The sequence below is a fragment of the Pseudoalteromonas sp. XMcav1-K genome, assembly GCF_044005875.1.
Taxonomy (GTDB): Bacteria; Pseudomonadota; Gammaproteobacteria; order Enterobacterales; family Alteromonadaceae; genus Pseudoalteromonas; species Pseudoalteromonas spongiae.
In genome coordinates this window covers 20,801-35,317 of the sequence record NZ_JBIPJE010000050.1, presented here as the reverse complement: position 1 = coordinate 35,317, position 14,517 = coordinate 20,801, and the positions used below count along the sequence as shown (strand labels likewise).

Genomic DNA, 14,517 nt, shown 5'->3' with positions numbered 1-14,517 from the left:
CGCAAAAAGCAAAATTGCTTTGCAAAATGCGAATGGTTGATTGCAAATCGGCAATTTAGTGGGGTTAACATGGTATTTTTATCGGCATAAAGATTGCGATGTGCTCTTTACATAGATGTGAGGAGAGCGTTATGAAACATATTGCTATTTATGTCCCACAGTTTCCGGTCGCGTCCGAAACCTTTGTGGTCACCGAAATTGAGGCGTTGCGTGCTGCAGGTCACAAAGTTAGCGTGATCACGATGGAGCATTTAGACCATGAAAGTGACTTTGATTTTGATGTATTCGAACTAAAACGCGAGCGCATTACAACCACACTTAAAGGGTTATGCTGCACCAGTATTCAAGGGGTGGCGAATGCGTACAAAGCCGCATCAAGTCAGCATGCGATACGTAATTTATCACTGCTTTACTTTGGTCTTCAGATTAACTATCTGATTAAAAAACAGAAAATCTCACATATTCATTGCCATTTTATGCACAGCAGTTTGGCGTACGGCATTGTTGCTGCCAAGTACGCAGGAATTAGTGTGTCGAGTGTCGGACATGGACATGATGTATATGTAAACGCGAACGACCTGAACGCTAAGCTGGCGTTTTGCGATTTTAATGTGGCGGTTTGCCAAGATATGTACAACCTGCTGCAAAATATTAAAACCCATTCTGTGCATTTGTTGCATTGCGGTGTAGACGTTAACAAGTTTCAGCATTATGACAATCCAAACAACAGCACGGTAAAGCTGCTATTTGTTGGCCGCTTGGTTGATAAAAAAGGCATTGAGTTTGCACTTAATGCGCTCTCTGATATTTCACCTTCGAAACGACCACAACTTGATATTATCGGCAGCGGGCCCAAGCTCGCGGAGTTAGTTGATTTGGTGAATCAATTGCATCTTAACAATTGGGTGCGTTTTTTAGGGCAGCGTACATCAAGCGAAATTATTGCGCTTTCAAAGCAATATGATGCGTTTATCGCGCCTTTTTGTATTGCTGATAACGGCGATAAAGATACCGGCCCGGTCGTGCTCAAAGAAGCCATGGCTATGGGGTTACCTGCAATTACAACCAATATTATGGGATGTACTGAAATTGTCGATGGTAGCTGTGGCTACACTGTACCAAGTAGAGATAGCGATGCGTTAAAACAAGTCATCTTAACATTTTGCCAACTGCCTGAAAACGAACGTATAAAAATGCGCAACGCTGCACGAGACCGTGTTAACAGGCATTTTAATGCAATAAAGCAAGGTGTTAAGTTATCGCGCTTAATTGAGCAGGTGGCGTATGAACGTTAATGCTGCATTTGTCCATTACGGTATCGCCATTGCTGGGCTAAAAGGGATCAGCCTATTGATGTTGCCGATAGTGACGCGCTTTTTGGCGCCAGAAAGCTACGGCATGCTTAACTTTCTCGTCAGCATTGGCGCCATGTTGAGTATTTTCTTAGGTTTTGGCATGGCTGAAGTGATTTTTCGCTTTGCGGTAAAGCTGCCAAACGAGATGCTCGACTCATTCATTGCCAGTAGTATTAAGTTTACGTTTTTGGTGAGTTGTGTGTTTTTGTTCTTTGCAATCTTTGGCGCGGATATCTGGTTGGCTCTAGTGCCGCTGCCAATTGAAAAGTCGTACTTTTGCCTGTTGATGTTTAATTTGGCGCTCACTACATTGCAGGCCATCTATTTAACACGCTATCGCGTATTGCAACAATCAAAACCCTACATGTGTGTTGCCCTTGCTCAAGGCGTAGTGCAAGCACTGCTTACTTACACCTTATTGTTAAATGATTACGGTATTTTAGGTGTGCTAATAAGTGGTTGTGTCACCAGTTTTATTATTACCTTAGCTTTAGTGATTTACCATCGTTCGCTGTTATTGCTAAAACAGCAGCCATTAACCAGAGAGCATGTTCGTTACGGCGGCTTTATTGCGTTGTCAGCGCTATGTTTATACGGGCTTGGTGGCGCTGAAAATTGGTTTATTGCGAGCTATTTAGGATCATCGCAGCTGGCATATTATTTTATTGCAACGCAATTTTCATTGGCATTGTCGTTAGCGTTTGAGCCATTTCGCTTATGGTGGTTCCCAATCCGCTTCAAACGTTACTTTGAAAATACAGAATTAGCAGCGAGTGGTGCTGTTACAGGGTGCTTTATCATCACTATGCTGGCACTAGCAATGATGATAATCGCCCCTTACCTTATTAGTTGGTTGTTACCTCAAAGCTATCACAACAGTAGCCAATACATTGGGTTGCTGTGCGTTTTATTGGTTATTAAAAGTTATGCGGAGTTGCTGAATTTAGGCTGTTATCTCGATAAAAACGCGCAATACGTACCACTTATAAACGGCATATGTGCCACGGTAGCAATATTAATTATAGCGTTTTTGACCCCAAGCCAAGGCATTAGCGGCGTGTTTGCGGGGCTTTTTGTTGGGCATACAGTGCGATTTTTAGCGTTCTATATAATTAGTCAGCGTATCGCGCCGCTCACATATCATCTCGGTACGGTGTTATTTGGCTTTGGCTTATTGCTACTGCAAATCGGTATTGTGGGCAATGTGATTTGGCTAAATGTAATCTTGCTAATCGTCGCATTACTGCTGTCATTTAAATACGCAATAAAATGTGGCGCGATAAAACCTAATAAAGTGGGAGGTAAGTATGGATACTCTTAGCCAACAGCACTTATCGAAATCGCCGATTAAACTTGCACTGCTCGGTATTCTAATCAGTGTAACTATTATCGGGCTGTTTAAAGTTGCGGGGCCTGCAGCGCCTTTTGCTCTATTGATGCTGCCGTATGCGCTGTATTTCACCGTGCGATTTAGCGTTATTTTTGTCATTTTATTTATTCTTTTTAGTTATTTCCGTATTCACGAAGCATTTCCCGTATTAATGCCGCTTAAGATCCCAAAATTATTGGCTTTGGCGTCACTGTTCGGCATTGCGTGGCATTTGTTTTTAAGTAAAAAGCTCACACCGTTTTGGCACCCAGCGCACAGTGCGTTTATGTTCTTTTTTGCTTGGTTAACCTTATGCGTAATGATGGCGACAAATCGTGGTATGGCCATTGAGTATTGGAGTTCGACCCTAACCAAAGTACTGATTATGGTGTTTGTTATAAGCTGGTGGATCAATACGCCAAAAGCGTTCGGCATTGCCCGGCTTGGTATTATGGTGAGTGGGGCGTTAATTGCCTGTGTTGCAGTCTTTAACAAGCTTAATGGTATTGGGTTAGTGGAAGGTTCACGGGTCACGATTTCGCGCCACTTACAATCGCAAATTGGCGATCCAAACGATCTTTCCTTGGTGCTATTGTTTCCGGTCTCGTTTTTGTGTGCCGAGCTTTTTAACAAAGAAAGCAAAACGATTTACCGTGTATTTGCGTTTATTGCACTGTGCTTGGTGGTGTACGGCATTATTGCAACACAAAGCCGAGGCGGATTATTAGGCGTAATGGCAATTGTTGCGTACTTTTTGGCGCGCACCATCAAAAACCCCGTGGTATTGGTGTCTATTTTAGGGTTTGGTTTAGCGGTGCTCTTGGTGGCAGCGGGGATCAGTGACAGACAAAGTGGCGGTGCAGCAGAAAGCGGTATTGATGAATCTGCAATGGGGCGAATTTATGCGTGGCAGGCGGCAATTAACATGGCGCTATCAAATCCACTCACAGGTGTGGGGGTCAACAACTTTTACGTTAACTACTTCTTTTACAGCCCGCATTGGGATGGCAAAAATCATGCAGTGCACAGTACCTGGTTCCAAGTGCTTGGTGAAACCGGGTTTGTCGGAATTTCGCTTTTTGCAACGCTAATCGCAACGATTTATCGCACATTGAAGCGCAGTGGTTCAAAAGTAAAGTTTTGTCATCAAGCTAATTTGCTTGTCAACGTACAAGCGCTAAAGGCGGGATTAATTGGCTTTGTGGTGTCTGGCACCTTTTTAACTCAGGCGTTTACCTGGCCTATCTACATTATTTTATCGCTCAGTATTGCCTTGGAACAAATGCTGCAAACGTTAAGTAAAGATACGCAGGAGAATCGTCATGATAGCTGATGTTAAAAATTGGGTGAAAAGCAGTGATTCGGGCTTTGGCAAATTTTGTCGCGGTAGCTTTTATGCAATTAAGCATATTGAAATGCCGGTTGTGCCAGTACTTTACAAAATATTGTTCGCACTTCATCGAAGTAGTAAAACGATTTGGCACAATACACTGCAGTTTATTTATTTTACGCCCATGTTTAAAAGCCAAGTAAGCGGCAGTAAAAAGCGCTTAACCTTACAGTGCGGTATGCCACAAGTTATTGGTGCACTTGCAATTAGCCTAGGTGACGATGTCAGAATGTCGGGCATTGCAACCTTTTGTGGGCGCTATCACTCAGAACGCATAGCAAAGCTAATTATTGGCAATAACGTGGACGTGGGCTGGCAAAATGCATTTTCTGTCGGCACAAAAATAGAGCTACAAGATGATGTGCGTTTAGCTGGAAAAGTATTTTTAGCAGGCTTTCCTGGTCACCCGTTAAATTGCGCCGAGCGCGCCAAAGGTAAACCCGATTTACCAGAGCAAGCGGGCGATATCATTATTAAACAAGGTGCTTGGATAGGCACAGGTGCAACGGTTTTGGCAGGCGTTACTGTTGGTAAAGGGGCGATAGTTGCTGCAAATACGGTTGTCACTAAAGATGTGGCCGACTTTACACTTGTTGCTGGCAATCCGGCCAAAGTGATTAAGCGTTTAGATTAAGGAGTAAGCTATGAAATTTGTCGTATTTGCAGAAGACTGGGGGCGTCACCCAAGCAGTACCCAGCATATTTTTAAAGTGATCGCCAAGCGATACGATGTAACTTGGTTTAACTCCGTAGGCATGCGCAAACCTAAAATTAATTTTACCGATATTAAGCGTGTGTTGAGTAAGGTTAAATTGATGATGGCTGGAAACGTTAAGTCACCGGGCGATAAATTGCCAGTTGAAGCATGTAACCCCCTAATTTTCCCTTGGCATGACAACAAGTTGGCGACGCTTTTTAATAAGCGTCAAGTTGCCAAAACTCTCGACTTGTCGTCCCATGAGCCGATTATCTATTGGGTGAGTGTACCAACCGCCATCAATATGATTCAACTACGCCCACAAGACCGCTTAATTTATTATTGTGGCGATGATTTTTCCAGCTTGGCTGGAGTTGACTACGACTTGGTTAAGGCAAGTGAACAGCGCCTAATTCATATGGCACATAATATTTATGTGGTGAGTAAGGTGCTACTCGATAAAATGCCAGCGCACAAAACTCAAATGCTTGAACACGGCGTTGACTATGACTTGTTTTGTGATATGACAAAGCCTCATATGCACCTTCATAATCTTAGTAACGTGGTTGGTTTTTATGGCTCAATATCACAATGGTTAGATGTCGATTTGTTAATAAAGCTTGCCAAGGCGCGCCCACATTATCATTTGGTACTGATTGGAAAAGCCGATATTGATATTAGTGCGCTCGTTGCATTGCCGAATGTGATTTATATTTCGCAAATTGCTCATCATCAATTGGCGAGTTTTTCTCAGCACTGGCAAGTCTCGTTGTTACCGTTTTTAGATAATGGTCAAATAAAAGCGTGTAACCCACTAAAACTAAAAGAATATTTAGCCGCCGGTAAACCTATTGTGTCAACCCATTTTCCTGCGGTTGAACGTTATAAAGACATGGTGCTCATCGCAAGAGACCACGCAGGCTTTATCGCCCGAGTTGACCATGCCATGGTAATTTCTAAGAGTCCGTTCCTTGATTGGAAAACGCCATCTAAACAGCATGTTGTACGACACAGCTGGCAACAAAAAGCTGCGTTTGTGTTGGAACAACTGGATTAAAGCGTTGCATATTGCAACGCTTTTTGTTTTGGACTTTTTTTTGCCTTAATAATCAATGATTTATTTTTGGTTTCTAACTTGCAGCACTAATGTTAATAGGCTCAAAGTTAGGAGAGTTAGATGAAAAGCTCAATTGTTAGTTTATTATTTATTGCTGCAGGCAGCAGTGCTGCGCCGTTCGATACCTGCCCGTCTAAAGCATTTTTGGTTCAAGGGAGCAGCGCCACAATTTTTGGCGTTAACCTTGTGTCTGGTTCATACGATCAGTTTGCTGCTAATGTCGGCACTAACCAAAAAGTAAATGGATTTGGTTTTAGTGTGCATGACAGATATTTATACGGCTGGGATTATAGCCGGGGCAATATCGGTCGCATTGGCAAAGACTACGTGTTAGAGCCACTTAATGCATCTGGTTTACCAAATACAAACTTTTATGTAGGTGATGTATCTGTACAACAAAATGCTTACTACGTCTATCGAAAAGGCGCAGATTACGGTTTATATCGAATTGCACTTGATGAAAACGAAGCTGATTATCTGGTTGCCTCAAAGGTTATTGACGGTGGTAGCCTTAATCTAAATATTTTTGATTTAGCGTTCCACCCTGATGAAAATCTCGCCTACAGCGTTGATAACAGGGGTAATTTAATTGCTATTGATGTGATTTCTGGTAATAGCACTAACCTGGGATTTACTGGCGTAATAGGCACATTTGGAGCGGTTTATTTTGATGTAGAAGGTTACCTATATATTAGCCGAAATAGTGATGGACATATCTTTCGTGTTGAAATTAACGACCCGACTTCAACAACCTTATTTGCATACGGACCAAGCTCGGGCAATAACGATGGTGCCCGTTGTGCTACTGCACCAATCATTGACGAAAGCGAAGCACCAACCCTTGATTATGGTGATGCACCTGATAGTTACGCTACGTCTATAAGTGCCAATGGAGCACGTCATGGAAAAGGAAACCTGTACTTCGGTAATAGCGTGAGTGCCGAGCATACTCCAAAATCGTTTGATGACGACGACGGCATAAGTTTCTTAACAGGTTTAGAAACAGGACTGGACACCCTAGTGTCATTTACGCTCTCTGCTCCAGGCTATGTAAATGCATGGGTTGATTGGAACGGTAATGGCCAATTTGATGAATCTGAACAGATTATTGCAGAACATCTCGGTAGCGCCGGCGAAAACCGCATGCTGATAGAAGTCCCTATCGATGCGAAAGAGGGGGCAACATGGGCACGTTTTAGAGTGTCAAATACGCCATCGATCGCACCAATTGGAGGTGTGGACAGTGGTGAAGTAGAAGACGTTAATGTATCAGTTATTGCGAATGGTTTAGTGGAAGTTGCTACCGCGTGGCAAACAGCTGCATTTGAAGATTTATGGCCGCAACAAGGCGACTATGACTTTAATGATGTTGTTGTGAGATATCGCGTGTTTAAAAGTCAGATAGGCAATCAGATCGTGCGTTTTAAATTCGAGGGTGAATTACTTGCAGTCGGTGCCAGTTATCACAATGCTTTTGCATTTCGTATTGCCAACATGCCACGAAGCGCCGTAAATGAATCCCTGGTTAGGTTAACGATTGATGGAAAACAGGTTGCCAAAAATCCATTAGAGGCAGGTCGTAGCGAAGCAATTTTAGTCGCTTTGGATGACACAAAGGTGATTGCGACAGCAAAATCAAATTGTAATTACTTTAGAACTGAGTCGAACTGTTTAAGTCAACAGCCCATCTCGTTTTCTGCAACGTTGCCGTTGCTCAACAGCATTGCTGACAATGCAAGTATATTAAACGATATTTCTCCGTTTATCTTTGCCGTAAACGGATTCGATCATGGGCCGTACGTTGATAGTGCGAATGCTAGAGGCTGGGAAGTACACCTTAAAAACCACTCACCTACAGAAGCATTCGATTCAACCTATTTTGATAAGGGAGATGATGCATCGACCACAAATGGTAATTTTCAAACAGTAAACGGTCTGCCATGGGCGCTTATTATTGGTACCCGTTGGGATCATCCAACAGAAGGTACCGACATGTTGTTTGCTTACCCCCAATTTAAAGCGTTTGCGCAAAGCGCTGGCAGCACAAACACCACCTGGTTTAACAATCCGGTTAACCGTTATTCGGTTCAGAATTAGGAGACAATTTATGAAACAGTTTTTTATAACATTATTTGCTCTGTCTACGATTGCATGTGGTGGTGGAGGCGGCGAAAGTACACCTCAAAAAACGCCAGACGTTGTTACTGATGGCGGAAATGGTAGCGACAATTCAGGCACTGCGGGTTTAAATGTGGCACCAGAGTTCGACTTTAAAACAGACGTAACTGTAATTGTTGATGTGGCAGCAAACTTAGTTAACGAGCGAGCCTTTATCAATATATGCCAAGTTGAGGCTATATTAACTCATGAAGATAATTGCTTCTTAAGAGCACCGTTAACTTCAGATGGGTTACAAATTTCGTTGACTTTGCCACATGCAGGGCAAAAGATAAAAGCGGATATTTGGTATTACGATACCTCAATGTCACCAATGCGTTATGAATGGCAGTACGATGTCAGCCAAGACCAACAAAAGTGGTTAATTAACTGACCACATTGTTAACTTGGAATTTAAAGCACTTGCTTAAACTAGCCCAGCGTAATACCCCTGTTAAATTGAATTTAAAAAGCGCCTCTTTAGGCGTTTTTTATATGTTGATGATTCTAAATCCCAACGGATTATGCCGTTAGCCATCACTTTAAATAACATAACCATCTAATTTTAAGTAAAAATTTTACGTTTTATGAGTCAGTTTTAGTTAAAAAACCCTACAGTTCCAATAGTTGGCGCTGAACTTGCGATAGTTATATCAAAGGGGTGAAAAAACGGTGTTTTTCACATTTTGATATAGCAAATCGCTAAATTGCGTTGCAATTTGCGAATTAGGATTAGAAATGGTTTTTACGATTGCGCAAATTAAAAAGCTTATCTACCTAGCCTTATACACCATGTATGAGCGCTGGCAGCTTATTGCGTTACCGATGATCATTGTGCCGATTGCTGTGATTGCAATTTCACTTAGCAGTGAAAAGCAATATACCAATCACGCGACTATTTTGATTGAAGAGTCTGCGTTGTTAAATCCTTTCTTAGATGAGCTTGAATTCTCATTTGAATTATCGGCCCGTATGGATGCGCTACGCACTTTGGTACTGAGTCGTAAAAATTTAACTGAAGTAGTAAAAGAGGTTGGTTTAGTGGATGACTTAACCAATCAACTTGAAGTTGAAAAAATGCAGCAAAAATTAGCCAGTGCCATTTCAATTTCACTGGTGGGCGATGAGTTAGTGCGCATTCACTTTAAATGGAACAAACGCGAACAAATGAAGCCAGTGCTTGAAGCACTGGTTGAGAAATTTATTGAGCGTTTGTTAGCGCCAACCAAAGCATCCCTTGATACGTCAGAAACATTTTTGAAAAACCAACTTGAAGAGCTGCGCCTGCAACTAGAACTTGCTGAAGATAAATTAGCAAAGTTTAAGCGTGATAACCGTGAAGCGCTGCCTGAGTTATTAAATGTGAACCAAGATACCCTGGCGCGTTTAGAGCAAGAAAAACAGCAAAAACTAGTTGATCTAAGTGGCGCAAAAGCACGCCTAGCAACACTTAAAAAGCAACTTGCCAAAGCGAATCCAGTTAAGGGGCGCTTAGTTGATAGCATTATGCGTATTGAGGCAGATATTGCGCTATTGCGTACCCGTTACACAGATCAGCATAGCAAGGTTCAGGCTAAATTACGCGAACTCGAAACCTTACAAATTCGCAAGCAAGAAATGGAAAGTCAAGCAAAGCCATTTGAAGAGGCTGATTTAGATTCACTGTGGCAAATCGCCAACAGTTTACCGTTAGGTGCTAACGCCAAAGACAGCGCATTACTGGTTGCGCAACTTATTACTTTGGAAGAAGCTGAAAATAATGTCGCACAGCTAAATAATGAAATTGAGATGCTAAGCGAACAGTTATCGGTTGTGTCAACACGTCTTTCAAGTTCAAGCGAAATTGATAAAGCACTGCGCCAACTGCAACGGGATTATCAAGTGAAACAAACCTTGTATTCTGAAATGCTTGAGCGTTATGAAATGTCAAAAGTGACAGGGCAATTAGTACGCTATGAGGGCCCTGATAAAGTAAAAACCATTGAACGCGCATACAGCCCAACATCACCGATTAATCAATCGTTGGTGGTAAGCATCATTTTGGGCATTGTACTTGGCCTATTTAGCGCTGCGGCACTCACATTTGTTGCCATGATCACCGACTTACGTGTACGCGATGAAGCAACGATAGAAACGATTGCAGGGCAACGCGTATTAACCAAATTACCCATTGTGAACGATGTCACTGTACATCGAATCGACTAATTGGAGGCATTATGAATAACATTATTCAACTAATTCAGCACCCACAAGTGGGCGGGCTTGAAAAAATGGCATTTGGCCTGTGCTGTAGTGAAATAACAAATTCAAAAATGTTTTTAGTAGCGATGGAAGGCACTAAAAAAGGGGCGATTAAAGCATGGCCTCAGCTGGAAGAATTAAACAACTTTTACTGTTTAAATAAAGCGCCGGGCGTGAGTTGGCAAACAGTTAAAAAGCTCGTTGCTCTTATTGATAAGTTTGATATTAACGTAATTCACAGCCACCATATTGGCCCCATGTTGTACGCCAGTTTAGCCAAAATGCTAAGACCCAAAATACAGCATATTCATACCTTGCATGATGCGTGGTATTTAACGGATTTCAAATACCGTATGTTCACTAAAGCGATTGGCAAATGTACTCCAATTACTATAGTGGCAGATGCAAAAGCGGTCGCAGAGCTTGCTCAAAAACAGGCCAAAATTAAGCCAGATCATGTGGTGCACAATGGTATTGATACAGACTACTTTACGCCAATCTCACGTTACAGCGCTCGTAACAAATTAGGGCTACCACATAATTACACGCTAATTGGCTGTGCCGCCCGTGTTGAAGAGGGCAAAGGTCATAAGTCCATGTTGCGAACGCTCACAACACTCCCTTATAAGGTACATATGGTGTTTGCCGGTAGCGGCAGTCAACTTGAGAAAATGAAAGCGTATGCGGAACAACTTGGTGTTGCGGATAGGGTTTACTGGCTTGGGTGTGTATCAGATATGCCAAGTTTTTACTCGGCCATTGATGTGTTTTGCTTGTACTCAGAGCGGGAAGGGTTACCACTATCGATTTTAGAAGCGATGGCTTGTAATCGCCCCGTCGTTGCCAGTGATGTGGGGGGAATTAGCGAAGTTGTAAATACACCACATGGGTTTGTATTACCTATAAATGAAGAACAGTTACTTGCTCCAAATTTAATAAAAGCACTTTCACTGAATTATGGCACTCGTATTCGTCAATATGCGTTATCACAAGCAACACTAAAAGTGATGGCAAATCGTTATAACAAAATCTATCAACACGCGATGGTATAAGGAGTTCATTATGCTTTGGTTTATCATAATATTTGTTGCTGTTTTATTTGTTTATCATCATTTTATTTATCCAAAGTTGCTGGCGATATTGGCTGCAAAAACGCCACGAAAAGTGATTGACGACACGCCGCTTAGCCATCGAGAAACGCCATCAATTGGGGTTTTTATCGCGGCATACAATGAAGCAAATTACATCGAAGAAAAGCTGCATAATTTAGCGTCGCAGCTTTATCCAAATGATAAAATGGGTATTCACATTGTCGGTGATGGCTGTACTGATGCAACTGCTGATGTTGTAAAACGTGTTAGCGCGCATCTACATGATCAATTTATTTATTGCACATACGATGAGATTGCTGTTAACGCGGGCAAAGTAAACGCGCTCAATACACTAATAAAACGTTATCGCGATGAGTACGATATAATTGTGTTTACAGATGTCAGTGCATTGATGAGTGTAAATTGCCTTGAGCAAGTGGCTAAATCAATGGTTAATAAAGACATTGTTGCTGTTTCAGGTAACTATTTACCAAATAGTTCTGCTCATGGCTGTTTAGATAAATATTGGCAATACCAAAACGCCGTGCGTCGACTAGAAGGGCAGCTTGGTGCAGTAAACGGGTTCGCAGGTGCCATGTTTGCTATGCGTGCAGAAAAAGTAACACCACTTTTATCAAACACTATTAACGATGACTTTGTGCAGTTGGTATCAGCGCTTGGCAAAGAGCAGTGTGCCAGTTTCAACGATGAAATTGCCATAATCGAATGCGAACAAGACAATCAAACACAAGATTTCAGCCGTCGTATTCGCATCGGTGCAGGAAATTGGCAGCAATTAAACACTATATTTAAGCGCGTAAACCAGTTTAGTTTGGCGCAAATTTTCAGCTTTTTTTCTAACAAAGTACTGCGTGGAGTAATGCCCGTAATGCTGTTTAGCGCATTTGCCGCATTAACTATGTTAGCTGTTTTAGGTGATATCGCGGCGCAGCTACTGCTGGGCAGTATGCTGCTTATAAACCTAATTGGGGTGATAAAAGCGATGTTTAAATGGCATACAGACTTGCCATTAATTGATTCTGTAAACTATGTAATCACCAGTTACCTAGCGGGCTTAATTGGCATTGTGTCACTGTCTCGATACAAAACAGCTTGGCGCAGAGTGTCGTCATCTAATCCGGGAGTTTCAATGATTGCGTTTTGCAAACGCAGTATTGATATTATCGGTGCAGTGGTTGGTTTAACCTTATTCTCGCCAATTATATTGCTTGCTGGTATTGCAATTAAACTTGATTCAAAAGGAGGCGTAATTTACAAGCAATTACGTGTCGGGCGGATTAACGAAGATAGAACCGATTTAATTTACGTTTACAAGCTGCGTAGCATGCGTTTTGACGCCGAAAAAGCAACAGGTGCCGTTTGGGCACAAGGTAACGATCCTCGCATTACGCGTGTTGGTCGCTTTTTAAGAAAAACGCGCATTGATGAATTACCACAGTTTTGGAATGTACTTAGAGGTGATATGTCGCTAATTGGCCCGCGTCCAGAACGCCCTAGCTTTTACACTAAATTAGAACGTGAAATTCCGTATTTTATTCAGCGTACCTATGGTATTAAGCCAGGTATTTCGGGGCTTGCTCAAGTGATGAATGGCTATGATGAAAGCGTGGAAGATGTACGCAATAAAATTGCGTGGGATTATTCGTACGTATTATCAATGTCGCGCTTTTCAACTTGGCTTAAAATGGAATGTGATATCTTATTCAAAACCATTAAGGTAGTGGTACTTGGTAAAGGACAATAGCATTGCAAAATGCAACGGGCTGGATCTAGCTTGTTGCATTTTGCTATTTCAAACATTTTTTAAAATATAAATAACTGAAATATAAGTAAATAAATTTTGGCACTCTATTTGGTTGTTATTAGTCATAGTCTCAAAAGAGGATATGATTATGAACAACTTACTTCCCACTAAAGAGCAAAACAACACGTTAACGGTTGAGCTTCCGCATGACTTTTCGGGCTTAAATGTAGATAAATATCGCGAGCATTTTGAGTGTTTTGCTGCGACACAGCATGATTCAGTAGTGCTTGATTTTGGCAATACCGAATTTATCGATTCATCAGGTATTGGTGCCATGGTGTTTTTGTTTAAACGCATTGAACAGCGCGGTATTCCAATGTCTTTACTTGATGTGTCAGGTCAACCGGAAAAGCTAATGAAGCTGTTACGTGTTGACGCAACCATTCCATTTATTAGCTCTACAGAAACTGCTTAAGAAGGAATTGTCGCTATGGATAAGTTACTGCCTATCGCATGTATTATCGGTGTGTGCTCTGGTTGTTCCACGTGGCCTGAAGAAGGTCGCGGCGGTTGGGCAGAGCAATATCATCCAGATGCCCCGCAAAGCACTAATGGCTTTGAGAATGCCTTACCATTTCAGGTGATGAACGAGTTCGAGCACCTTTCACTGAAACTTGATTGGCTAAAAAGTCGTGGTATCAAAAACTGTATGCCGGGGCAGTTATATCAAGCCGAGTTAATGTTGACACGAATCAACCGCACATTAGCTGCTGAGATGTATTCGCAAGCGCAATTAGATATGCGTACTTTCTACCATCAGTTACAGCAGTTAGAGAATCACTTTGAGCGCGTGATCAGTAATACACATTGCATTGCGGATACGCGAAAAAACGATTCAATGTTGTTTGAAAAGTTGGAAAACTTGCTTAATAGCGACAACCAATTTGCGTTTGATAGTTTCGAAGTAACACCTAAGTATCGCGTGCGATTGGCGCAAAGCGCTGAGCTGCTTAAAATGTCGCCTGCTACCAAAATTTTGTTAGTTGGACACACAGATCAACGTGGCAGCAAAGTGAGTAACTTTGAATTGGCGTATAAACGCGCTGAAAGCGTTAAAAGTTGGCTTACCCTTTACGGTGTCAATCCCGAACAGGTCAATACGTTAGCGCAAGGTGCACAAGTACCATTTAGTAACGAGGGTGAATCAGTACAAAAGCAGCATTCAGACCGCCGTGTAAATGCGTATATTCTTGCAAATTCTGCAAAAGCCGCAGAGCTCACTAAAGTAAAGCCTTTGTCCGAGTGGACAAGTGCTTTGGAAGATAAGGAGTGATC

At 42.0% G+C, this 14,517-nt stretch carries 12 protein-coding genes; all 12 read left to right on the top strand.

Going from position 1 to position 14,517, the window contains the following annotated elements:
* The first annotated feature begins 131 nt into the window (after window positions 1–131).
* The 12 genes from ACHSBP_RS16955 to ACHSBP_RS16900 all read left to right on the top strand — a co-directional run bounded on the left by ACHSBP_RS16955 (window position 132) and on the right by ACHSBP_RS16900 (window position 14,515).
* A complete protein-coding gene (locus tag ACHSBP_RS16955) occupies window positions 132–1,295 on the top strand; it encodes a glycosyltransferase (RefSeq protein WP_010558225.1) in 1,164 nt (387 codons plus the stop codon).
* Complete coding sequence (locus tag ACHSBP_RS16950) at window positions 1,285–2,676, top strand: lipopolysaccharide biosynthesis protein (RefSeq protein WP_010558224.1); 1,392 nt, start codon at window positions 1,285–1,287, stop codon at window positions 2,674–2,676. The genes ACHSBP_RS16955 and ACHSBP_RS16950 overlap by 11 nt, the downstream gene beginning before the upstream one ends.
* Window positions 2,663–4,057 carry an O-antigen ligase gene (locus tag ACHSBP_RS16945; RefSeq protein WP_010558223.1) on the top strand — a complete coding sequence of 465 codons (1,395 nt, stop codon included), beginning with the start codon at window positions 2,663–2,665 and terminating at the stop codon, window positions 4,055–4,057. Before ACHSBP_RS16950 ends, ACHSBP_RS16945 begins: the two co-directional genes overlap by 14 nt.
* The gene (locus ACHSBP_RS16940) at window positions 4,047–4,748 is read left to right on the top strand and encodes an acyltransferase (RefSeq protein WP_010558222.1); all 702 of its coding nucleotides are present in this window, start codon (window positions 4,047–4,049) and stop codon (window positions 4,746–4,748) included. Before ACHSBP_RS16945 ends, ACHSBP_RS16940 begins: the two co-directional genes overlap by 11 nt.
* A gap of 10 nt (window positions 4,749–4,758) precedes the next feature.
* Window positions 4,759–5,868 carry a glycosyltransferase gene (locus ACHSBP_RS16935; protein WP_010558221.1) on the top strand — a complete coding sequence of 370 codons (1,110 nt, stop codon included), beginning with the start codon at window positions 4,759–4,761 and terminating at the stop codon, window positions 5,866–5,868.
* Between the two features lie 120 nt (window positions 5,869–5,988).
* Window positions 5,989–8,025 carry an LruC domain-containing protein gene (locus ACHSBP_RS16930; RefSeq protein ID WP_010558220.1) on the top strand — a complete coding sequence of 679 codons (2,037 nt, stop codon included), beginning with the start codon at window positions 5,989–5,991 and terminating at the stop codon, window positions 8,023–8,025.
* 10 nt (window positions 8,026–8,035) lie between these two features.
* A complete protein-coding gene (locus ACHSBP_RS16925) occupies window positions 8,036–8,479 on the top strand; it encodes a hypothetical protein (RefSeq protein WP_010558219.1) in 444 nt (147 codons plus the stop codon).
* Between the two features lie 344 nt (window positions 8,480–8,823).
* Window positions 8,824–10,290 carry a GNVR domain-containing protein gene (locus ACHSBP_RS16920; RefSeq protein ID WP_010558218.1) on the top strand — a complete coding sequence of 489 codons (1,467 nt, stop codon included), beginning with the start codon at window positions 8,824–8,826 and terminating at the stop codon, window positions 10,288–10,290.
* 11 nt (window positions 10,291–10,301) lie between these two features.
* Window positions 10,302–11,378: a glycosyltransferase gene (locus tag ACHSBP_RS16915; protein WP_010558217.1), complete on the top strand. Its 1,077-nt coding sequence runs from the start codon at window positions 10,302–10,304 to the stop codon at window positions 11,376–11,378.
* A gap of 10 nt (window positions 11,379–11,388) precedes the next feature.
* Window positions 11,389–13,182, top strand: a complete 1,794-nt coding sequence (locus ACHSBP_RS16910; protein WP_395389708.1) for a sugar transferase — start codon at window positions 11,389–11,391, stop codon at window positions 13,180–13,182.
* A 148-nt stretch (window positions 13,183–13,330) separates the two neighbouring features.
* On the top strand, window positions 13,331–13,657 hold the full coding sequence (locus ACHSBP_RS16905; protein WP_010558215.1) for an STAS domain-containing protein: 327 nt from the start codon (window positions 13,331–13,333) through the stop codon (window positions 13,655–13,657).
* A 15-nt stretch (window positions 13,658–13,672) separates the two neighbouring features.
* Entirely contained in the window at window positions 13,673–14,515 is an 843-nt protein-coding gene (locus ACHSBP_RS16900) for an OmpA family protein (protein ID WP_010558214.1), read from the top strand.
* Window positions 14,516–14,517: the final 2 nt, after the last annotated feature.

Excerpts from the sequence above, each read along its gene's own strand:
- ACHSBP_RS16955 (WP_010558225.1), top strand. The coding sequence starts at position 132 with ATGAAACATATTGCTATTTATGTCCCACAGTTTCCGGTCGCGTCCGAA.
- ACHSBP_RS16950 (WP_010558224.1), top strand. The coding sequence starts at position 1,285 with ATGAACGTTAATGCTGCATTTGTCCATTACGGTATCGCCATTGCTGGG.
- ACHSBP_RS16945 (WP_010558223.1), top strand. The coding sequence starts at position 2,663 with ATGGATACTCTTAGCCAACAGCACTTATCGAAATCGCCGATTAAACTT.
- ACHSBP_RS16940 (WP_010558222.1), top strand. The coding sequence starts at position 4,047 with ATGATAGCTGATGTTAAAAATTGGGTGAAAAGCAGTGATTCGGGCTTT.
- ACHSBP_RS16935 (WP_010558221.1), top strand. The coding sequence starts at position 4,759 with ATGAAATTTGTCGTATTTGCAGAAGACTGGGGGCGTCACCCAAGCAGT.
- ACHSBP_RS16930 (WP_010558220.1), top strand. The coding sequence starts at position 5,989 with ATGAAAAGCTCAATTGTTAGTTTATTATTTATTGCTGCAGGCAGCAGT.
- ACHSBP_RS16925 (WP_010558219.1), top strand. The coding sequence starts at position 8,036 with ATGAAACAGTTTTTTATAACATTATTTGCTCTGTCTACGATTGCATGT.
- ACHSBP_RS16920 (WP_010558218.1), top strand. The coding sequence starts at position 8,824 with ATGGTTTTTACGATTGCGCAAATTAAAAAGCTTATCTACCTAGCCTTA.
- ACHSBP_RS16915 (WP_010558217.1), top strand. The coding sequence starts at position 10,302 with ATGAATAACATTATTCAACTAATTCAGCACCCACAAGTGGGCGGGCTT.
- ACHSBP_RS16910 (WP_395389708.1), top strand. The coding sequence starts at position 11,389 with ATGCTTTGGTTTATCATAATATTTGTTGCTGTTTTATTTGTTTATCAT.
- ACHSBP_RS16905 (WP_010558215.1), top strand. The coding sequence starts at position 13,331 with ATGAACAACTTACTTCCCACTAAAGAGCAAAACAACACGTTAACGGTT.
- ACHSBP_RS16900 (WP_010558214.1), top strand. The coding sequence starts at position 13,673 with ATGGATAAGTTACTGCCTATCGCATGTATTATCGGTGTGTGCTCTGGT.